Source organism: Burkholderia sp. MBR-1, from assembly GCF_013822785.1.
GTDB classification, from domain to species: Bacteria; Pseudomonadota; Gammaproteobacteria; order Burkholderiales; family Burkholderiaceae; genus Burkholderia; species Burkholderia vietnamiensis.
Window position 1 is genome coordinate 3073485 of the sequence record NZ_CP053609.1, and the last position, 19079, is coordinate 3092563.

Annotated in this window: 18 protein-coding genes; 3 read left to right on the top strand and 15 right to left on the bottom strand. The window is 68.1% G+C overall.

Features of this window, described 5'->3' with window-relative positions:
- Nucleotides 1–141 precede the first annotated feature (141 nt).
- Nucleotides 142–1530, top strand: a complete 1389-nt coding sequence (gene purB, locus MBR110_RS14200) for an adenylosuccinate lyase (RefSeq protein ID WP_011883271.1) — start codon at nt 142–144, stop codon at nt 1528–1530.
- A gap of 108 nt (nt 1531–1638) precedes the next feature.
- On the opposite strand, the gene MBR110_RS14205 is transcribed toward purB, so the two are convergent.
- From MBR110_RS14205 to edd, 4 genes are all read right to left on the bottom strand, one after another.
- Nucleotides 1639–2142, bottom strand: a complete 504-nt coding sequence (locus MBR110_RS14205) for a gluconokinase (RefSeq protein ID WP_011883270.1) — start codon at nt 2140–2142, stop codon at nt 1639–1641.
- Between the two features lie 13 nt (nt 2143–2155).
- The gene (locus MBR110_RS14210) at nt 2156–3517 is read right to left on the bottom strand and encodes a GntP family permease (RefSeq protein WP_046422617.1); all 1362 of its coding nucleotides are present in this window, start codon (nt 3515–3517) and stop codon (nt 2156–2158) included.
- A gap of 221 nt (nt 3518–3738) precedes the next feature.
- The gene (gene eda, locus MBR110_RS14215) at nt 3739–4365 is read right to left on the bottom strand and encodes a bifunctional 4-hydroxy-2-oxoglutarate aldolase/2-dehydro-3-deoxy-phosphogluconate aldolase (protein ID WP_011883268.1); all 627 of its coding nucleotides are present in this window, start codon (nt 4363–4365) and stop codon (nt 3739–3741) included.
- A 19-nt stretch (nt 4366–4384) separates the two neighbouring features.
- A complete protein-coding gene (gene edd, locus MBR110_RS14220; RefSeq protein WP_181709101.1) occupies nt 4385–6241 on the bottom strand; it encodes a phosphogluconate dehydratase in 1857 nt (618 codons plus the stop codon).
- A gap of 295 nt (nt 6242–6536) precedes the next feature.
- On the opposite strand from edd, the gene MBR110_RS14225 reads away from it, so the two are divergent.
- Complete coding sequence (locus tag MBR110_RS14225) at nt 6537–7385, top strand: MurR/RpiR family transcriptional regulator (RefSeq protein ID WP_011883266.1); 849 nt, start codon at nt 6537–6539, stop codon at nt 7383–7385.
- An 87-nt stretch (nt 7386–7472) separates the two neighbouring features.
- Here the strand turns inward: MBR110_RS14225 and MBR110_RS14230 are convergent, their stop codons facing one another.
- From MBR110_RS14230 to MBR110_RS14270, 9 genes are all read right to left on the bottom strand, one after another.
- Nucleotides 7473–7895 carry a CopD family protein gene (locus tag MBR110_RS14230; RefSeq protein WP_014722442.1) on the bottom strand — a complete coding sequence of 141 codons (423 nt, stop codon included), beginning with the start codon at nt 7893–7895 and terminating at the stop codon, nt 7473–7475.
- 17 nt (nt 7896–7912) lie between these two features.
- Complete coding sequence (locus MBR110_RS14235; RefSeq protein ID WP_011883264.1) at nt 7913–9184, bottom strand: glutamate-5-semialdehyde dehydrogenase; 1272 nt, start codon at nt 9182–9184, stop codon at nt 7913–7915.
- 138 nt (nt 9185–9322) lie between these two features.
- Nucleotides 9323–10417, bottom strand: coding sequence for a DNA polymerase III subunit delta (holA, locus tag MBR110_RS14240; RefSeq protein WP_046422614.1), 1095 nt, complete (start codon nt 10415–10417; stop codon nt 9323–9325).
- 18 nt (nt 10418–10435) lie between these two features.
- A complete protein-coding gene (locus MBR110_RS14245; RefSeq protein ID WP_014722440.1) occupies nt 10436–10990 on the bottom strand; it encodes an LPS-assembly lipoprotein LptE in 555 nt (184 codons plus the stop codon).
- Between the two features lie 38 nt (nt 10991–11028).
- Nucleotides 11029–13623, bottom strand: coding sequence for a leucine--tRNA ligase (leuS, locus tag MBR110_RS14250; RefSeq protein WP_034194161.1), 2595 nt, complete (start codon nt 13621–13623; stop codon nt 11029–11031).
- A 281-nt stretch (nt 13624–13904) separates the two neighbouring features.
- The gene (locus tag MBR110_RS14255) at nt 13905–14360 is read right to left on the bottom strand and encodes an ExbD/TolR family protein (RefSeq protein WP_034194162.1); all 456 of its coding nucleotides are present in this window, start codon (nt 14358–14360) and stop codon (nt 13905–13907) included.
- A gap of 22 nt (nt 14361–14382) precedes the next feature.
- Complete coding sequence (locus MBR110_RS14260; RefSeq protein WP_034194163.1) at nt 14383–15078, bottom strand: MotA/TolQ/ExbB proton channel family protein; 696 nt, start codon at nt 15076–15078, stop codon at nt 14383–14385.
- Nucleotides 15079–15097: 19 nt separating this feature from the next.
- Nucleotides 15098–15895, bottom strand: a complete 798-nt coding sequence (gene dapB, locus MBR110_RS14265; RefSeq protein WP_011883258.1) for a 4-hydroxy-tetrahydrodipicolinate reductase — start codon at nt 15893–15895, stop codon at nt 15098–15100.
- Between the two features lie 66 nt (nt 15896–15961).
- Nucleotides 15962–16765 carry an outer membrane protein assembly factor BamE gene (locus MBR110_RS14270; RefSeq protein ID WP_181709102.1) on the bottom strand — a complete coding sequence of 268 codons (804 nt, stop codon included), beginning with the start codon at nt 16763–16765 and terminating at the stop codon, nt 15962–15964.
- A gap of 142 nt (nt 16766–16907) precedes the next feature.
- Here MBR110_RS14270 and fur point away from each other — a divergent pair, with 142 nt between their 5' ends.
- Nucleotides 16908–17336, top strand: a complete 429-nt coding sequence (fur, locus tag MBR110_RS14275; protein WP_011883256.1) for a ferric iron uptake transcriptional regulator — start codon at nt 16908–16910, stop codon at nt 17334–17336.
- Nucleotides 17337–17430: 94 nt separating this feature from the next.
- Here the strand turns inward: fur and MBR110_RS14280 are convergent, their stop codons facing one another.
- Both MBR110_RS14280 and alc read right to left on the bottom strand, forming a co-directional pair.
- A complete protein-coding gene (locus MBR110_RS14280; protein WP_181709103.1) occupies nt 17431–17961 on the bottom strand; it encodes an ureidoglycolate lyase in 531 nt (176 codons plus the stop codon).
- A gap of 14 nt (nt 17962–17975) precedes the next feature.
- Nucleotides 17976–18983, bottom strand: a complete 1008-nt coding sequence (gene alc, locus MBR110_RS14285) for an allantoicase (RefSeq protein ID WP_011883254.1) — start codon at nt 18981–18983, stop codon at nt 17976–17978.
- Between the last annotated feature and the right edge of the window lie 96 nt (nt 18984–19079).

A 19079-nucleotide genomic window follows, 5' to 3' on the forward strand; every position in this document is an offset into this window, starting at 1 on the left:
GCACTCGGCCGCAGTCGGTCGCACGCGGCCGGACGCCGCCACGCTCGGCCCGACCGGTTCGGCCGGCCCCGGCCCGCGCCGATGGTAAAATGCCGGATTCTCCTCCCCTCGTTCGCCCGGCCCCCGAGGCCCCGCCCGACCATGTCCGACACTCGTCCCGATACGCTTTTCGCCCTCACCGCGCTCTCGCCCATCGACGGCCGCTACGCCAGCAAGACCGAAGCGCTGCGCGACTGGCTCTCCGAAGCCGCGTTCATGCGCCACCGCGTCACCGTCGAGGTGCACTGGCTGATCGCGCTGTCGCGCGCCGGCTTCGCCGAAATTCCGCGCTTCTCCGACGCGTCCGAGCAATTCCTGCTGCAGCTCGCCGAGCGCTTCACCGCGCACGACGCCGCCCGCATCAAGGACATCGAGCGCGTGACGAACCACGACGTGAAGGCCGTCGAATACTGGCTGAAGGAATCGGTGAAGGGCCAGGCCGAGCTCGAGAAGGCGAGCGAGTTCATCCACTTCGCCTGCACGTCCGAGGACATCAACAACACGTCGCACGGGATGATGCTCGCCGGCGCGCGCGAGCACGTGATCGTGCCGGCGCTGCGCACCGTCCACCAGCGTCTCGTCGCGCTCGCGCACGCCCTGGCCGATCAGCCGATGCTGTCGCGCACGCACGGCCAGCCGGCCAGCCCGACGACGCTCGGCAAGGAGCTCGCGAACGTCGCCGCCCGTCTGGGCCGCGCGATCGCGCGCATCGAGAAGGTCGAGATCCTCGGCAAGATGAACGGCGCGGTCGGCAACTTCAACGCGCATCTGTCGGCGTATCCGGAATTCGACTGGGAAGCGTTCTCGCGCGACGTGATCGAAAACCGCCTGAAGCTCACTTTCAACCCGTACACGATCCAGATCGAGCCGCACGACTACATGGCCGAGCTGTTCGACGCGGTCGCGCGCGCCAACACGATCCTGCTCGACCTCGACCGCGACGTGTGGGGCTACATCTCGGTCGGCTACTTCAAGCAGAAGACGAAGGCCGGCGAGATCGGCTCGTCGACGATGCCGCACAAGGTCAACCCGATCGACTTCGAGAACTCGGAAGGCAACCTCGGCCTCGCGAACGCGACGCTGCGCCACCTCGCCGACAAGCTGCCGGTGTCGCGCTGGCAGCGCGACCTGACCGACTCGACGGTGCTGCGCAACATGGGCGTCGCGCTCGGCTACTCGCTGCTCGCGTACGACTCGCTGATCCGCGGCCTCGACAAGCTCGAAGTGAACCCGCAGCGCCTGCACGACGACCTCGACAACTGCTGGGAAGTGCTCGCGGAGCCGGTGCAGACGGTGATGCGCCGCTACGGCATCGAGAATCCGTACGAGCAGCTGAAGGAGCTCACGCGCGGCAAGGGCATCACGCGCGAAGCGCTGCAGGAATTCGTCGCCACGCTCGCGATCCCGCAGGACGCGAAGGATCGCCTGCTCGCGATGACGCCCGCGTCGTACATCGGCAAGGCCGTCGAGCTCGCGAAGCGGATCGCATAAGCGCGACCGTCGGCTGACGCAAAAAAGCCCGATGCGAACTGCTTCGCATCGGGCTTTTTGCTGTTCAGGCGGTCGGAACGGAATCGTCCGCCCGGCTCGAGCGGCAGCTCAGTGCTGCTGCGCGAGGCCGATCTTCACCATCACTTCGTCGACGATCTGTTCGGGCGTCAATTCGATGCTGACCTCGATCGCTTCGTCCGCGCCCGGCTCCTCGAGCGTCTCGAGCTGGCTCTTCAGCAGCGACGGATCGAAGAAGTGGCCGGTGCGCGTCTTCAGGCGCTCGCGCAACACGTCGAACGAGCCCTTCAGATACACGAACCGCACGTCGGCGTCGGTGCCGCGCAGCACGTCGCGATACGAGCGCTTCAGCGACGAGCACGTGAACACGGCCGTCTCGCCCGCGCGCTGCTTTTCCTCGATGGCCGCCCGAATGGCGCGCAGCCACGGCCAACGGTCGTCGTCGGTCAGCGGAATGCCGTGGTGCATCTTTTCCTTGTTGGCGGCGCTGTGAAACGCGTCGCCGTCGGTATAGCTGCACGACAGGCGTTCCGCCAGCATTTCGCCGATTCGCGACTTGCCCGCGCCCGACACGCCCATTGCGATCAGAATCATTGACTACCCCTTGTTACAGAACCATGCTGAGCGCCAGCGTGAAGCCCAGGCCAAGCACGGAGATGATGGTTTCGAGCAACGACCAGGTCTTGAACGTCTGACCGACCGTCATCCCGAAGTATTCCTTGATCAGCCAGAAGCCGCCGTCGTTCACGTGCGAGAAGATCAGCGAGCCCGAGCCCGTCGCGAGCACCAGCAGCTCCGGGCTGACCGTCGTGCCGGCCGCCGCGGCGATCGGCGCGACGATACCGCAGGCCGTCGTCATCGCGACGGTTGCCGAACCCGTCGCGAGACGCATCAGCGCCGCGACGAACCAGCCGAGCAGCAGCGGCGACAGATGCGCGTGCTTCGCCGTCTCGACGATCTGCTGCGAGATACCGCTGTCGCGCAGCACGCCGCCGAAGCCGCCGCCCGCGCCGACGATCAGCGTGATGCCGGCGATCGGCGCGAGACACTCGCTGCAGAACTTCTGGATCTGGTCGCGGTTGAAGCCCTGCAGCTTGCCGAACGTGAAGAAGCTCACCAGCACGGCGATCAGCAGCGCGACGTCGGAGTTGCCGGCAAAGCGCAGCAGGTTGTTCGGCAGCGACTTCGGCGCGAACACGAGATCGGCCCAGCTGCCGACGAGCATCAGCACCACGGGCAGCAGGATCGTGAACAGCGTGAGGCCGAAGCCCGGCAGCTCGCGATTGTCGCCATCGGCGCGCGTATCGACGAACTGCGCGGCCAGCGGATTGTTGTCCGGCAGCTTCACGAACTTCGAGATCGTCAGCGCGAACAGCGGGCCAGCGATGATCGCGGTCGGCACGCCGACGATCAAACCGAACGCGATCGTCTTGCCGATGTCGGCGCCGTATTGCTGAACGGCCAGCAGCGCGGCCGGGTGCGGCGGGATCAGCCCGTGCACGACCGACAGGCCGGCCACCATCGGCAGCCCGACGACCAGCAGCGACTTGCCGGTACGCTTCGCGACGTTGAACGCGATCGGAATCAGCAGCACGAAGCCGACTTCGAAGAACACCGGCAGGCCGACGATGATCGCGACGAACATCATCGCCCAGTGAATGTTCTTTTCACCGAACCAGTCGATCAGCGTGGTCGCGATCCGTTCGGCGCCGCCCGATTCGGCCATCATCTTGCCGAGCATCGTGCCGAGACCGACGACGATCGCAATGTGGCCGAGCGTGCCGCCCGTGCCCGTTTCGAACGACTTGACGATCTTGTCCATCGGCATCCCGACGGCGAGACCGAGGCCCAGCGAAACGATGATCAGCACCAGGAACGGGTAGATCTTGAAGCGCGCGATCATCAGGATCAACGCGGCAATCGCGATCAGCGTGAAAACGAGCAGCATGCTGCCTTGGACAGCCCCCATGTGGCACTCCTCCTAGGATTGTTCGAAACCGGGCGAGTGGTTGCGAGTATGCCCGGCTATGCAGGTCTCCGAAACACCGGGGGTACCCACCCGGTCAGGACGCTGAATTTTACTTATCTTTGCGGCCCGCGGATAGAACCGGTTCCATCAGCAAAAACCCTCGGAAAAACAAGCACTAAGCGCCCGTTTCCCGAGGGTTCGGATGTCATTGCGTACAAGCATCAACGCGGCAGCTGGCTCGCGGCTTGCGCGAGACGCGTGACTTCGGCCCAGTCCTGCGCGGCGAGCGCGGCCTTCGGCGTGAGCCACGAGCCGCCGACGCACACGACGTTCGGCAGCTTCAGGAAGTTCGGCGCGGTTTCGACCGTGATGCCGCCGGTCGGGCAGAACTTCAGCGCCGGGAACGGGCCGTGGAACGCCTGCAGCATCGGCACGCCGCCGGCCTGCTGCGCGGGGAAGAACTTCACGGTCTCGTAGCCGAATTCGAGCGCCTGGATGATGTCGCTCGGCGTCATCACGCCCGGCAGCAGCGGCAGGCCGGCGTCGAGCGACGCGAGGTGCAGGTCCTTCGTCAGGCCCGGCGACACGCCGAACTTCGCGCCCGCGCGCTTCGCCTGCGCGCAGTGCTCGGGCTTCGTGATGGTGCCGACGCCGACGACGATGTCGTCCGCCAGCTGGCTCGCGCGCTGGATCGCCTCGATGCCGGCCGGCGTGCGCAGCGTGATTTCGAGCACCTTGACGCCGCCCGCGTGCAACGCGCGCGACACGTGTTCGCCCTGCTCGACCGAGTCGAATGCGAGCACCGGAATCACCGGGCCCAGCTTCACGATTTCAGCAATCGTCTTCATTGATGGAGCTCCTTGAAATTCATGCAGCGACGTGAGCGGCGGTTTCGCCGACCAGCGTCCCGAAAACCGATGCGCCCTGCTCGGCCGGCGCGGCCGCCGCGCGGAACACGCCGAACAGTTCGCGCCCGAAACCCGTTTCGTTGTCGGCCTGGTGCAGCGGCTGCGCCACCGGGCGCACTTGCCATTCGGCGTCGTCGATCTCGATGTCGAGGACGCCGGCTTCCGCGTCGATCACGAGCATGTCGCCCGTCTTCACCTTGCCGAGCGGGCCGGCGAGCAGCGCTTCCGGCGACACGTGAATCACCGCCGGCACCTTGCCCGACGCCCCCGACATGCGGCCGTCGGTGACGAGCGCGACATGGAAGCCCTGATCCTGCAGCACGCCGAGCAGCGGCGTCAAACGATGCAGCTCGGGCATCCCGTTCGCACGCGCGCCCTGGAACCGCACGACGGCGACGAAATCGCGCTTGAGCTCGCCGCGATCGAACGCCGCCTGCACGGCCTCCTGCGAATCGAACACGATCGCGGGCGCCTTCACCTTGCGATGCTCGGGCGCGACCGCCGAAATCTTGATCACGCCGCGGCCGAGCCGGCCCTGCATCAGGCGCAGGCCGCCGTCCGGCTGGAACGGCTCGCGAATGCTGCGCAGCACCTTCGTGTCGTGGCTCTCGGCGGTGCCGTCGACCCACGTCAGCTTGCCGTCGATCAGCTTCGGCTCCTGCGTGTAGTGCGACAGGCCCTTGCCGGCGACCGTCGTCACGTCTTCGTGCAGCAGACCGCCTTCGAGCAGGTTGCGCACCAGGAACGCGACGCCGCCGGCCGCGTGGAAATGGTTTACGTCGGCCTTGCCGTTCGGATAGATCTTCGCGAGCAGCGGCACGACCGCCGACAGCTCGTCGAAATCGTTCCAGTCGATCAGGATGCCGGCCGCGCGCGCGATCGCGACGAGGTGCAGCGTGTGGTTGGTCGAGCCGCCGGTCGCGAGCAGCGCGACGATCCCGTTGACGATCGCCTTCTCGTCGATCACGTGGCCGATCGGCGTGTACTGGCCGCGCTCGACCGTCAGGTCGAGCACGCGGCGCGCGGCCTGCGCGGTCAGCGCGTCGCGCAGCGGCGTGTGCGGGTGAACGAAGGCCGAGCCCGGCAGGTGCAGGCCCATCAGCTCCATCAGCATCTGGTTGCTGTTCGCGGTGCCGTAGAACGTGCAGGTGCCGTGACCGTGATACGCGGCCGACTCGGCTTCGAGCAGCGCGTCGCGGCCGACCTGGCCGGTCGCGAACTGCTGGCGGATCTTCGCCTTGTCGTCGTTCGACAGGCCGCTCGTCATCGGGCCGGCCGGCACGAAGATGGTCGGCAGGTGGCCGAACTGCAGCGCGCCGATTAGCAGGCCCGGCACGATCTTGTCGCAGATGCCGAGACACAGCGCCGCATCGAACATGTTGTGCGTCAGCGCGATCGCGGTGCCCATCGCGATCGCCTCGCGCGAGAACAGCGACAGCTCCATCCCGGCGTTGCCCTGCGTGATGCCGTCGCACATCGCCGGCACGCCGCCCGCGAATTGCGCGACGCCGCCGTTCTCGCGCGCGGCGGCCTTGATGATGTCGGGAAAATCCTTGTACGGCGCGTGCGCGGACAGCATCTCGTTGTACGAGGACACGATGCCGATGTTGGGCTCGCGGATCGCCTTGATCTGGAACTTGTCGCTGCCTTCGAGACCGGCGAAGCCGTGCGCGAGGTTCGCGCACGACAGCGCGCCGCGCGCCGGGAACTTGCCTTGCGCGCGGTCGATGCGCTGCAGATAGGCCGAACGGGTCGATTGGCTGCGGGCGATCACGCGATCGGTGACTTTCGCCAGGGTGGGATGCAGCGACGTCATGCTGGGCGCTCCTGTATGCCGGACGACACCGGCGGTTGGAATCGTGGGGACGATCGAGTTGCGTCGAACGAACGAAGGAAGTCTAGTAGAAAAACTACACACATGCAATGCACATGATCCTGCTCGCAACCGCCATTCCCAATACCAGCAAGGCATTACTCAGTGAAAACCCTAATTCGCCCCGACCATTGACCCACAAAGGCATGCCAGATGCGCTAGCATTTTCATGTAGATTTTCTACAATTCGATTGCGATACACTCCGTCATCCGAACCCGATTCCCTTTCCGCCGTCCCATGCTGCCTCGCATCGAAGCGATCCGCCCCGAGTTGCGCCCGTCCGAGCGCAAGCTCGCCGACTACATCCTCGCCGCGCCGCGCGAGGTGCTCGACCTCGCGATGACCGAGCTGTCGACCCGCGCGGGCGTCAGCCAGCCGACCATTGCGCGCTTCTGTCAGGCGCTCGGCTGCAGCGGCTTTCGCGAATTCAAGATCCGGCTCGCGCAGAGCGTCGCGCCCGGCGTGTCGTCGGTGTACCGCGACGTCGAGCCCGACGAGCCCGCGCCCGGCATCATCGGCAAGGTGTTCGACCGCACGATCGGCGCGCTGATCGAAGTACGCAACAGCCTGTCGGCCGGCAGCGTCGCCGACGCGATCGCGCTGCTGTCGCACGCGTCGCGCATCGAGTTCTACGGCGCGGGCGGCTCGGGCATCGCCGCGCAGGACATCCAGCACAAGTTCTTCCGGCTCGGCGTGCCGAGCGTCGCGTATTCCGACCCGCATACGTTCTCGATGTCGTCGGCGCTTCTCGGGCCGCACGACGTCGTGGTCGCGATCTCGAACACCGGCCGCACGCGCGACATCGTCGACGCCGCGCGCTCGGCGCTCGCGTGCGGCGCTAAGGTCGTCGCGATCACGCAAAGCCATTCGCCGCTCGCGAAACTGGCGACGGTGAGCCTCGCGTCGAACGTCGCCGAGGAAACCGACGTGTTCTCGCCGATGACGTCGCGCATGTCGCATCTCGCGATCGGCGACATCCTGGCGGTCGGCGTCGCGCTGTCGCGCGGGCCGGCGCTGATGGAGCGCGTCGGCCGCGCGAAGGAGGCGATCACGCGCCGCCGGATCGACGATCCGGCAAAGGACTAGCGCGCGACGCCACAGCAAAAACGGCGCCCCATCGGAGCGCCGTTGCAGGTCGATAGCCGCGGTTGGCCCGCGGCGCGTGCCGCTCGCTCAGAACGGCTTGATCACGACCAGCGCGACCGCGATCAGCATGCCGAGCACCGGCAGCTCGTTGAACACGCGATACCACTTGTCGGTGCGGCGGTTCTCGCCGCGCTCGAACACCTTCAGCAGATGCCCGCAATACGCGTGGTAGATCACGAGCAGCAGCACCACCGTGACCTTCGCATGAATCCACCCCTGCCCCTGGCCGATGCCGATCACGAGCCAGAGCCACAGCCCGCAAGCGAGCGCCGGCACGGCGATCAGCGTCATGAAGCGGAACAGCTTGCGCGCCATCAGCAGCAGGCGCCGCACCGCGGCCGGATCGGTTTCCATGGCCAGGTTCACGTAGATGCGCGGCAGGTAGAACAAGCCGGCGAACCACGCGGCGATCAGTACGATATGGAAGGTCTTGACCCAGAGCATTGCCATCGGTTGTGCGCCTCGCGTTACTGACGGCCTTCGCCGTGCCCGAGCACGACGTACTTCAGCGACGTCAGCCCTTCCAGGCCGACGGGGCCGCGTGCGTGCAGCTTGTCGTTCGAAATGCCGATTTCCGCGCCGAGGCCGAACTCGAAGCCGTCGGCGAAGCGGGTCGACGCGTTCACCATCACGCTCGCCGAATCGACTTCGCGCAGGAAGCGCATCGCGCGATCGTGATCCTCGGTGACGATCGCATCGGTGTGGTGCGACCCATAGTGATTGATGTGCTCGATCGCCGCGTCGAGCCCGTCGACGACCTTGATCGCGAGCACCGGCGCCAGATATTCGGTGTGCCAGTCCGCGTCGGTCGCGTCGACCAGCGGACCGACGCCCGCATCGGCGAGCACCGCGCGCGCGGCCGCATCGACGCGCAGCTCGACCTGCTTGTCGCGATACAGCTTGCCGAGCGGCGGCAGCAGCGCGGCCGCGATGCCGCTCGACACGAGCAGCGTCTCCATCGTGTTGCAGGTGCCGTAGCGGTGCGTCTTCGCGTTGTCGCACACGGTGAGCGCCTTCGCGAGATCGGCGCGATCGTCGACATACACGTGGCAGATGCCGTCGAGGTGCTTGATCATCGGCACGCGCGCCTCGTTGATCAGGCGCTCGATCAGGCTCTTGCCGCCGCGCGGCACGATCACGTCGACGTATTCGGTCATCGTGATCAGCTTGCCGACCGCCGCGCGATCGGCGGTGGCGACCACCTGCACCGCGTCCTGCGGCAGCCCGGCCGCCTCGAGCCCCTCGCCGATCAGCTTCGCGAGCGCCGCGTTCGATTCGAGCGCCTCGGAGCCGCCGCGCAGGATCGTCGCATTGCCCGACTTCAGGCACAGCGCGGCCGCGTCGATCGTCACGTTCGGCCGCGACTCGTAGATGATCCCGATCACGCCGAGCGGCACGCGCATCTGGCCGACCTGGATCCCGCTCGGGCGGTACTTGAGATTGCTGATCTCGCCGATCGGATCGGCGAGCGACGCGACCTGGCGCAGCCCTTCGACCATCGTCTTCAATGCCTTGTCCGACAGCGTCAGGCGGTCGATGAACGCCGCGTCGAGCCCCTTGTCGCGGGCACGCGCGACGTCGCGCGCGTTCGCTTCCTTCAGCGCCGAGGCGTCGCGCTCGATCGCGCGCGCGACGGCGTCGAGCGCCGCGTTCTTCGCGGCCGTGCTGGCGCGCGCCATCGCGCGCGACGCGTGCCGGGCACGGCGGCCCAGGTCCGTCATGTACTGGTCGATATCCATGGTGTGACTCGAGAAACGAGCCGCTTCGCGCGGCGTGAATTCGGGGGAAAGCGTCGGCGCGCGGGCAACACGGGCCGCGCGGCCTGTCGGAGCATTGTAAGCGGGTTGCAGAACGGACGCTGAGCGCGCCGGGCGGGCTTAACGCCGCACGCGACCCGCGGTCGGCGGTCGCTCGCCGCGCTCGCCCGCGACCGTCATCGCGAGCTGGAACAGGCCGTCCCACGGGTCGGGCGGCGGATCGTCGTGCGTGCGGCGGCCGGGCGTGACGGCCGACAGCCCCTTCACCTGCCGGTCGAGCTTCGCGGCGAACGCGAGCGCCTTCTCGAGCATTGGCTCCGACACGCGATTCAGCGCCGGGGCGATCAGCCGCTCGCGCGGCCCCCACACGCGGTTCTCGCGCAGCAGCGTCGCGAGCGGCTTGCCGGCGCTCGCGCCGCGCTTGATCCGCAACAGCGTGCGCAGTTCCTCGACGACGGCCCACATCACCAGCACGATCGCCTCGCCCTCGCCTTTCAGGCCGTCGATCATCCGCGCGAGCCGCGCGGCATCGCCGGCGAGCATCGCCTCGTTCAGCTTGAACACGTCGTAGCGCGCGACGTTCAGCACCGCGTCGTGCACCTGCTCGAACGCCAGCACGCCTTGCGGATACAGCAGCCCGAGCTTCTGGATTTCCTGATGCGCGGCGAGCAGGTTGCCCTCGACGCGCTCCGCGATGAACTGCAGCGCGCGGCGGCCGTCTTCGCCGGGCGCGACGCGCTGGCCCTGCATCGACAGACGCTGGCCGATCCAGTTCGGCAGCTGCGCACGGTCGACCGGATCGATCTTCAGCGCGACGCCGCCATTCTGCAGCGCGGTGAACCAGGCGGACTTCTGCGTGGCCGCGTCGAGGCGCGGCAACGTGACGAGCATCAGCGCGTCCGGATTGGGCGTCGCCGCGAGCGTCTTCAGCGCGTCGGCGCCTTCCTTGCCCGGCTTGCCCGACGGAATACGCAGCTCGATCAGCTGGCGCTCGCCGAACAGCGACATCGCCTGGGTCGCGCCGAGCAGCACGCTCCAGTCGAAGCCGCGCTCGACCGTATGCACCGAACGCTCGGTGAAGCCGGCCGCGCGCGCGGCCGCACGAATGCGGTCGCACGCTTCCTGCGCGAGCAGCGGCTCGTCGCCGTAGACGGTGTAGAGCCCGGCCATCCCCTTCGCGAGGTGCGGCTCCAGCGCATCAAGTCGCAATTGCATCGGTGCGTGCGCGGCAGATCAGAGCGGCGGCGGCGGCAGCGGCGCGCGCGGCGCCACGCCCGGCACCACGTCTTCCGGCGCCGGCGTCAGCGAGTGGACGATCGCGAGACGCCGCATCAGCTGGTCGACCGCATCGTTCTGCATGTCGGCGTACAGGATGTCGGCTTCCTGGGCCTTCGCGTTCGTGTACTGATCGCTGTACGTCATCGCGCGGTTCAGCGCGATCGCGCTCGGCGGGATCAGCACGGTGCCGTCCTTGCTCGTCAGCGTGTAGTTCAGCGTGTAGAACAGCGCGTACTCCTGCGCCGAGCCGTACTTGTTCAGCGTCAGCGTGTTCTGGCCGCGCGACTCCCACATGCTCAGCACCGCGTCGGCATCGTCCGGCGACTTGACGATCTTCGTGTCGCTGCCGGCCTCGACGAGGCGCACCAGGCGCGCCTGCACCGGCGCCGGCGCGCCGGCGATCAGCAGGTGCTTGAACGCGTAGTTCTGCTGGCCGCGCAACTGGAAACCGCATGCCGACAGCGCGAGCGCGCTGCCGGCGGCGAGCATCAAAAACGATCTGCGGATCACCTTCGCTCCTTCTGTGTGCACCCGACGGCCGGCGGCCGTCAGACGACGATGTTCACGAGCCGGCCCGGCACGACGACGATCTTCTTCGCCGGCTTGCCGTCGCTGAACTTCGCGAATGCTTCGTCGGCCACCGCCGCGGCTTCGATCGCTTCGCGCGTCGCATCCTTCGCGACCTTCAGCGCGCCGCGCACCTTGCCGTTCACCTGCAGCACGAGTTCGATCTCGGCCTGCTCGAGCGCGGCCTCGTCGACCTTCGGCCACGGTGCGTCGAGCAGCGGGCCGAATTCGTCCGCGTAGCCGAGCGCCTTCCACAGTTCGAACGTGACGTGCGGCACGACCGGGTACAGCACGCGCAGCAGCACGCCGTACGTCTCGCGCAGCACGCCGGGCGTCGCGCCCTTCGCGCCGTCGATCGCGTTCAGCATCTTCATCGCCGCCGACACGACCGTGTTGTACTGCAGGCGCTGGTAGTCGAAGTCGGCCTGCTTCAGCACGCTGTAGATTTCGCGGCGCAGCGCCTTGTCGGCGTCGCCGAGCGACGCTGCGTCGAAGCCCGCGCGCGCGGCGAGCGCCTCGCGGTTGCCGGCGCCGAAGCTCCACACGCGGCGCAGGAAGCGGCTCGCGCCCTCGACGCCCGCACCCGACCACTCGAGCTGCTGCTCGGGCGGCGCGGCGAACATCGTAAAGAGGCGCGCGGTGTCGGCGCCGTACTGGTCGATCAGCACCTGCGGATCGACGCCGTTGTTCTTCGACTTCGACATCTTCTCGATGCCGCCGAGCACCACCGGCTGGCCGTCGGCGTTCAGCGTGGCGCCCACCGGGCGGCCCTTGTCGTCGTGCGTGACCGTCACGTCGGCCGGGTTGTACCAGGTCTTCTTGCCGGTCGCGTCTTCGCGATAGTACGTCTCGTTGAGCACCATCCCCTGCGTGAGCAGGTTCTTGGCCGGCTCGCCGAACTTCACGAGGCCGAGGTCGCGCATCACCTTGGTCCAGAAGCGCGAATACAGCAGGTGCAGGATCGCGTGTTCGATGCCGCCGATGTACTGATCCATCGGCATCCAGTAATCGGTGCGCGCGTCGACCATCGTGTCGGCGTCCGGCGCGGTGTAGCGCGAGAAGTACCACGACGAATCGACGAAGGTGTCCATCGTGTCGGTTTCGCGCTTCGCGGCCGCGCCGCACTTCGGGCACGTGCAGTTCAGGAACGCCTCAGACTTCGCGAGCGGGTTGCCCGTGCCGTCCGGCACGAGGTCTTCCGGCAGCACGACCGGCAGATCCTGCTCGGGCACCGGCACGTCGCCGCACGACGGGCAGTGGATGATCGGAATCGGCGTGCCCCAGTAGCGCTGGCGCGACACGCCCCAGTCGCGCAGGCGCCAGGTGACCTGCTTGTCGCCGAAGCCGCCGGCCTTCAGGTCGGCCGCGACCGCGTCGACTGCTTCCGTGTAGCGCAGGCCGTCGTACTTGCCGCTGTTCACGCAGACCGCGGCGTCCTTGTCGCCGTACCACTCCTGCCATGCGTCCAGCGAGTACGTCTGCCCTTCGGCGGCGATCACCTGCTTGATCGGCAGCCCGTATTTCTTCGCGAACGCGAAATCGCGCTCGTCGTGGCCCGGCACGCCCATCACCGCGCCTTCGCCATAGCTCATCAGCACGTAGTTGCCGATCCAGACCTCGACCGCCTCGCCGGTCAGCGGGTGCGTGACCGAGAAGCCCGTCGCGATGCCCTTCTTCTCCATCGTCGCGACGTCGGCTTCGGCGACGCCGCCGCGCTTGCATTCGTCGATGAACGCCTGCAGCTCGGGCTTGCCCTGCGCGAGGCGCGTCGCGAGCGGATGCTCGGCCGCGATCGCGCAGAACGTGACGCCCATGATCGTGTCGGCGCGCGTCGTGAACACGCGCAGCAGCGCCTTCTCGCCGTCGAGCTCGTACGGGAACCCGAAGTTCACGCCGAAGCTCTTGCCGATCCAGTTCTGCTGCATGATCTTCACGCGCTCGGGCCAGCCGAGGCCGTCGAGATCGTTCAGCAGCTCATCCGCGTATTGCGTGATGCGCAGGTAGTACATCGGGATTTCGCGCTTCTCGACGAGCGCGCCCGAGCGCCAGCCGCGGCCGTCGATCACCTGCTCGTTCGCGAGCACGGTCTGGTCGACCGGGTCCCAGTTCACGGTGCCCGTCTTCTTGTACGCGATGCCCTTCTCGAGCATCTTCAGGAACAGCCACTGGTTCCACTTGTAGTAGTCGGGCTTGCACGTCGCGATCTCGCGCGACCAGTCGATCGCGAGGCCCATCGACTGCATCTGCCCCTTCATGTAGTCGATGTTGTCGTAGGTCCACTTCGCGGGCGGCACGCCGTTGGCCATCGCGGCGTTCTCGGCCGGCATCCCGAACGCGTCCCAGCCCATCGGCATCAGCGTGTTGTAGCCGTTCATCCGCAGATAGCGGTACATCACGTCGTTGATCGTGTAGTTGCGCACGTGACCCATGTGCAGCTTGCCGGACGGATACGGCAGCATCGACACGCAGTAGAACTTCGGCTTCTGCGAATCTTCCTTCGTCTTGTAGGCATCGGCTGCGCGCCAGTCGCCCTGGGCGGCGGCTTCGACGTCGGCGGGTACGTATCTCTCGTGCATGGTGTGGTTCGGACTAGGCTTTAAGCGGCGCGCGATTCAGGCGGGCACGCGGAAGTGGACGAAATCGGGCAGCCCGGCGGCGGCGGCAGGCACACGGGTCGCGGGCCTGCATCGTGGTTGCCGGATCTTCGCCGGGTAACCCGGCGGTGCTCCGGGTTACCCGGCGAAACCCTGCCGACCGGGCGGAAACGACGATTATACCGTCCGTGACGGCCGGTACGGCCGGTGTCGCGGGCCGGCATGCATTCTTGTGCGGAGCGCGTGCATGCGACGCACGCCGCTCAGGGTTTCGCGCCCGCGGCGGTGGGCGCGGCGGCGCCCGCCGGCGGCGGGTCGGTGACGAAGCCGATCCGCGTCAGGCCCGCGGCCTGCGCGGCGCCCATCACCTGCGCGATCACGTCGTAGCGGGTCGCGCGCGACGCGCGCAGCCGCAACTCGGGCGGCGCGGCGGCGGCGGCGGCCGCCCGCAGGCGCGCGGGCAGCGCGTCGAGCGTGACGGGCGTGTCGTCCCAGTAGAGCTTGCCGGCGTCGTCGATCGACAACGTGACCGACTGCGGCGTATCGCGCGCGACGCCGGCCGCGACCTTCGGCAGGTCGAGCCGGATCGCGTGCGTCATCAGCGGCGCGGTGATGATGAAGATGACGAGCAGCACGAGCATCACGTCGATCAGCGGCGTCATGTTGATCTCCGCCATCGGCGCGGACGTCTTGTGGTGCTCCAGCCCGCCGAATGCCATGGTCGTTCCTCCGGGCCGCGGGTTATGCGGGTTGGGCGGGTTGGGCCGGCCGCACGGGTTGCGCGCACACGAACACGTGCAGGTCGCGCGCGAAGCCGTCGAGTTCCTCGGTGAGCTGGCGCACCAGCCGTCCGAGGATGTTGTACGCGAGCACCGCGGGGATCGCGACGACGAGCCCGAACGCGGTCATGATCAGCGCCTCGCCGACCGGCCCCGCGACGTTCTCGATCTGCGCCTGCCCGCTCACGGCGATGCTGCCGAGCGCATGGTAGATGCCCCACACGGTGCCGAGCAGCCCGACGAACGGCGCGGTGCTGCCGATCGACGCGAGCAGCACCTGGCCGAACTCGAGGCGCCGCTGCGAGCGCAGCATCGCGTGACGCAGCGCGCGCAACACGCGTTCGCCGCGCTCGACGCGCGCGGCCAGCGCGGCGGGATCGTGTTCGTCGGCCGCATCGCGCGCGGCTTCGGCGAGCGGCACGAACACGCGCTCGCGATCGGCGCCGGCGAGCGCGGCGATGCCCGCGTCGAGCGACGCCGCCCGCCAGAACGCGGCGAGCGCGCGCGGCCCCTGCCGCTTCGCGCGGACCAGCAGCCACGATTTGACGAGCAGGAAGCACCAGCTGGCGACGGACATCGCCAGCAGCACGTAGGCGACGGCGTGCGTGATCGCATCGCCGCTTTCGAGGTAGTGGACAACGCCGGTGGGAATCGCCATCGGAGTTTCCCCGTGAGGATCAGCGCAGGCCGAGCACGTCCTGCATGTCGAACAGGCCGGCGCCGCGCGCCGACAGGAAGCGGACCGCACGCAGCGCGCCCTGCGCGTACGACACGCGGCTCGACGACTTGTGCGTGATTTCGATCCGTTCGCCGATGCCGGCGAACAATACGGTGTGATCGCCGACGATGTCGCCGCCGCGCACCGCCGCGAAACCGATCGACGACGGATCGCGTTCGCCGGTCACGCCGTGGCGGCCGTACACCGCGCAGTCGTCGAGCGAGCGGCCGAGCGCGCCGGCCACGGCCTCGCCCATCATCAGCGCGGTGCCCGACGGCGCGTCGACCTTGTGACGGTGGTGCGCCTCGATGATCTCGATGTCGTAGCCGTGCGAGAAGTGCTGCGCCGCGAATTCGAGCAGCTTCAGCGTGACGTTCACGCCGACGCTCATGTTCGCCGCGAACACGATGCCGAGCTTCGCCGCCGCAGCCTGCAGCTGCGCCTTCTGCTCGGCCGTGAAGCCGGTCGTGCCGATCACGAGCTTCACGTCGTGGCGCAGCGCGGCCTCGATGTGGGCAATCGTGCCCTCCGGCCGCGTGAAGTCGATCAGGTAGTCGGCCTGCGCGAACACCGCGTCGAGATCGTCGGTCAGCTTGATGCCGGTGTCCTTGCCGACGAACGCGCCCGCGTCCTGGCCGAGAAACGGCGACCCGGCGCGGTCGAGTGCGCCGACGAGCTGCGCGTCGGCATCGTTGAGAACGGCTTCGATCAGCATCCGGCCCATACGGCCCGATGCACCGGCAATCGCAATCTTCATGGCTTTCTACACGACAGGTCTAAAGGCGGGCGGCGCCTGCCGCCCCCGATTCCGCACGCGGGCCGCTTACTGGGCCGGCGCGGTGAGCGGCTGGTTCTGCAGGTTGTCCGCGCCCTGCGGGCCGACCGGCGGCGACGCGTCGTTCGACACGTTCGGCTGCGGCGGACGATGGAACTGGAACTGCGGCTGGATCGCCGGCGCCGCGCCCGGCGGCTGGCCGCCCGGCACCGGCGCGCCGCCCGAGGCCTGCGCGGCCGGCGTGAAGCGACGGGCCGTCGCGCCCTGCCCCGATACCTGGTTGGTCGCGCGGTTCGCCGCGCGTGCGGCCTGCGCGTTCGCATCCTGGTCGAGTGCCGCGGCGGACGCCGGCTCGGCGGCCGGGCTCGCGGCAGCGCTCGCCTGCGCGGCGCTGGCGGCGGCAGCAGCGGCGGCTTCGGACGCCTTCTTCGCCGCGGCAGCGGCCTTCGCCTTCTTGCCGCCGCGATCGCCGTCGATATCGGCGAGCAGGTCGAGCTCGGACGGCAGGTTATCCGCACCCGTCCAGCTGGCGAGGCGGTCGCCCGCGAACGTCAGCACGAGGTCGCGCTGCTGGACCACGGAAGTCGAGCCGCGCTTGAAGTAAAAGAGGTAATCCCAGCGATCGGCGTGGAACATGTCCGACAGCAGCGGCGTGCCGAGCAGCGCGCGAACCTGTTCGCGCGTCATGCCGGCCTGCAGTTGAGCGGCCTTCTCCTGCGACACGAAGTTGCCCTGCACAACCGTGATCCGATAGGGCGTGATGCTCTGCGCGATGCGCTGCGTCACGCTGTCGTACGACGAACAACCCGCCAGCGCGGCAACGGCGGCGGCAGCGATGATGGCACTCCGCATGCGACTCCTCTGAAAGTGCGAAAGAGATTCCGGGAACATTTCCGTCACCGAGCTGGCCCGCCCCGCGGGCCGCGCGTGTTTCTGGAACGGCCAAAAGCCGGTAACATTGAAGCCCTGCATTGTACTCTAGGGATGCCTAGCCATGACCAATCCGACCGATCTCAAGAATATCGGGCTAAAGGCCACCCTACCGCGCCTCAAGATTCTCGAGATCTTCCAGCAAAGCCCGGTGCGTCACCTGACCGCCGAAGACGTCTACCGCAACCTGCTCAACGAGCAGCTGGACATCGGGCTCGCCACCGTTTACCGCGTGCTGACGCAGTTCGAGCAGGCCGGCCTGCTGTCGCGCAGCAACTTCGAATCGGGCAAGGCCGTGTTCGAGCTCAACGAAGGCTCCCACCACGATCACCTCGTGTGCCTCGATTGCGGCCGCGTCGAGGAATTCTTCGATGCCGAGATCGAAAGCCGCCAGCAGACGATCGCGAAGGAACGCGGCTTCCACCTGCAGGAGCATTCGCTCGCGATGTACGGCTCCTGCACGACGGAGAACTGCCCGCACCGCAAGCACTGAGACTGAGCGCTCGTCCGCGCATGCGCGACGGCCCGGCCGGCATCCCGCCGCCCGGGCCGTGTCGTTTTTGGCGTCGCCGCCGGCCGGCGCCGCGTCAGGCCGCGCCCGCGCTCGCTGGGCCTAGCCCGAGTTCGAGCACCCACGGGTCGGCCAGCGCGATCTCGTCGCAGTTCGGCTGGGGGCCGCCGCGGTCGACGATCACGAAGTCACTGACCGCGTCGAGCGCGAGCAGCGGATGGTGCCAGACACCTTTTGCGTAGTTCACGCCCTGCCAGCCCTCGGCGACGAACGCGCGCATCGCGTCGGGCCGGAATTCGCCGGCCGGCGCGACGACGATCGCATAGCGCGCGACCGCCGCGAGCGGGATGAATGCCTGGCTGCCGTGCGGATGGCGCTCCATCAGCGTCAGCGCGACGGGCAGCGCGCGCGGCTGCGCGCGAAACACGCTGACGAGCGGCCGGCCGCCGTCCGCGCAGACGTCGATGGTCGCGAGATCGTGGAAGCGCTCGGTCGTACCGCCGTTGATCGGGAAGTGCCGCGCGCCTTCGAGCGCGATCACGTCGCCGAACGGCGCGAACGCGTCGCGGGTCAGGCGCTGCGCGCGCAGGATGCGGGGTCCGCTCATGCCGATGCCCTCCGTCAGGCCGGTTCGCCCCACAGACGCAGCCGCGACACGCCGCCGTCCGGGAAGATGTTGAAGCGCACGTGCGTGACGGGGCCGAGCGCCGCCAGCTGGTCGAAGGTGTGCACGCGGTCCATCTGGAGCTTCTGCTCGCCGAGCAGTTCGGCCCAGAACATCGCCTGCGTGACGAGCGAATCGTCGGTGCCGCCCGCGACGCGCGCCGCCTGCAGCGAACAGCGGTCCGGGAAGTTGCCTTTGAAGAATGCCGTATCGACGTCGACGCGCCGGATGACGCCCGGCCGCGCGAGCGCGACGATCGCCCAGTCGTTGCCGGGCTCGCGGCGCCGCCGCGTTTCCCAACCGTCGCCCATGTTCGCGCCGCGCCCCGGCATCAGCATCTGCGACGCCGCACCGAAGTGCTGGTTGTTCGCCGCCACCAGGTAGCCGCCGTTCTCGATCGCGGCCAGATCGACGAGTTCGCCGGCCGCCACGTCGTGCCAGTCGCGCTGCGGCTGACCGTACACGCGCAGCCGCGCGAGGCCGCCGTCCGGATACAGGTTCACGCGCAGATGCGTGACCGGCTGCGCGTCGCTCACGCTCACGTAGTGGTGCGCGTTGCCCTGCAGCGTCGTCGCGGGGACGATCGTGCGCCATGCGGCGTCGTCGGGCGGCGTGTCGCCGTCGACGCTGCACGCGTCGATCGACGCGGCCGGCGGAAAGTTGCCGGTGAAGTGGCTGGTGTCCAGATCGACGCCGTGGACCACGCCCGGCCGCGCGAGCCGGATCACGCAGAAATCGTGGCCGGTCGTGCGCTTGCGGCGCGTTTCCCAGCCGTCCATCCACTTGCCGTGGTCGTCGTACTTGCCCGGAATGAACACGGCCGGCTCGGGGTTCAGCATGCGCTCCTTCGGCGCGAAGAACTCGTCGCTGGCGAACAGCGCCTGCGCGCCGAGACGCGGATCGGCGAGGTTCATGTAGCGGCGCGTGAACGCCGGCGCATTCGGATCGAGGATGGGGGCTGCCATGTCGTCTCCACTATCTTGATTTTGGCGACGGCCGGCGGATCGTTACGCCGGCCGCGGGAAAGGAATTCGCGCGCCGCGGCCGGGGAAGCCGCGACG

Bases quoted from the DNA above. Each gene is read 5' to 3' on its own strand.
- purB (WP_011883271.1), top strand. From the start codon at position 142: ATGTCCGACACTCGTCCCGATACGCTTTTCGCCCTCACCGCGCTCTCG.
- MBR110_RS14205 (WP_011883270.1), bottom strand. From the start codon at position 2,142: ATGATTCTGATCGCAATGGGCGTGTCGGGCGCGGGCAAGTCGCGAATC.
- MBR110_RS14210 (WP_046422617.1), bottom strand. From the start codon at position 3,517: ATGGGGGCTGTCCAAGGCAGCATGCTGCTCGTTTTCACGCTGATCGCG.
- eda (WP_011883268.1), bottom strand. From the start codon at position 4,365: ATGAAGACGATTGCTGAAATCGTGAAGCTGGGCCCGGTGATTCCGGTG.
- edd (WP_181709101.1), bottom strand. From the start codon at position 6,241: ATGACGTCGCTGCATCCCACCCTGGCGAAAGTCACCGATCGCGTGATC.
- MBR110_RS14225 (WP_011883266.1), top strand. From the start codon at position 6,537: ATGCTGCCTCGCATCGAAGCGATCCGCCCCGAGTTGCGCCCGTCCGAG.
- MBR110_RS14230 (WP_014722442.1), bottom strand. From the start codon at position 7,895: ATGGCAATGCTCTGGGTCAAGACCTTCCATATCGTACTGATCGCCGCG.
- MBR110_RS14235 (WP_011883264.1), bottom strand. From the start codon at position 9,184: ATGGATATCGACCAGTACATGACGGACCTGGGCCGCCGTGCCCGGCAC.
- holA (WP_046422614.1), bottom strand. From the start codon at position 10,417: ATGCAATTGCGACTTGATGCGCTGGAGCCGCACCTCGCGAAGGGGATG.
- leuS (WP_034194161.1), bottom strand. From the start codon at position 13,623: ATGCACGAGAGATACGTACCCGCCGACGTCGAAGCCGCCGCCCAGGGC.
- MBR110_RS14255 (WP_034194162.1), bottom strand. From the start codon at position 14,360: ATGGCATTCGGCGGGCTGGAGCACCACAAGACGTCCGCGCCGATGGCG.
- MBR110_RS14260 (WP_034194163.1), bottom strand. From the start codon at position 15,078: ATGGCGATTCCCACCGGCGTTGTCCACTACCTCGAAAGCGGCGATGCG.
- dapB (WP_011883258.1), bottom strand. From the start codon at position 15,895: ATGAAGATTGCGATTGCCGGTGCATCGGGCCGTATGGGCCGGATGCTG.
- MBR110_RS14270 (WP_181709102.1), bottom strand. From the start codon at position 16,765: ATGCGGAGTGCCATCATCGCTGCCGCCGCCGTTGCCGCGCTGGCGGGT.
- fur (WP_011883256.1), top strand. From the start codon at position 16,908: ATGACCAATCCGACCGATCTCAAGAATATCGGGCTAAAGGCCACCCTA.
- MBR110_RS14280 (WP_181709103.1), bottom strand. From the start codon at position 17,961: ATGAGCGGACCCCGCATCCTGCGCGCGCAGCGCCTGACCCGCGACGCG.
- alc (WP_011883254.1), bottom strand. From the start codon at position 18,983: ATGGCAGCCCCCATCCTCGATCCGAATGCGCCGGCGTTCACGCGCCGC.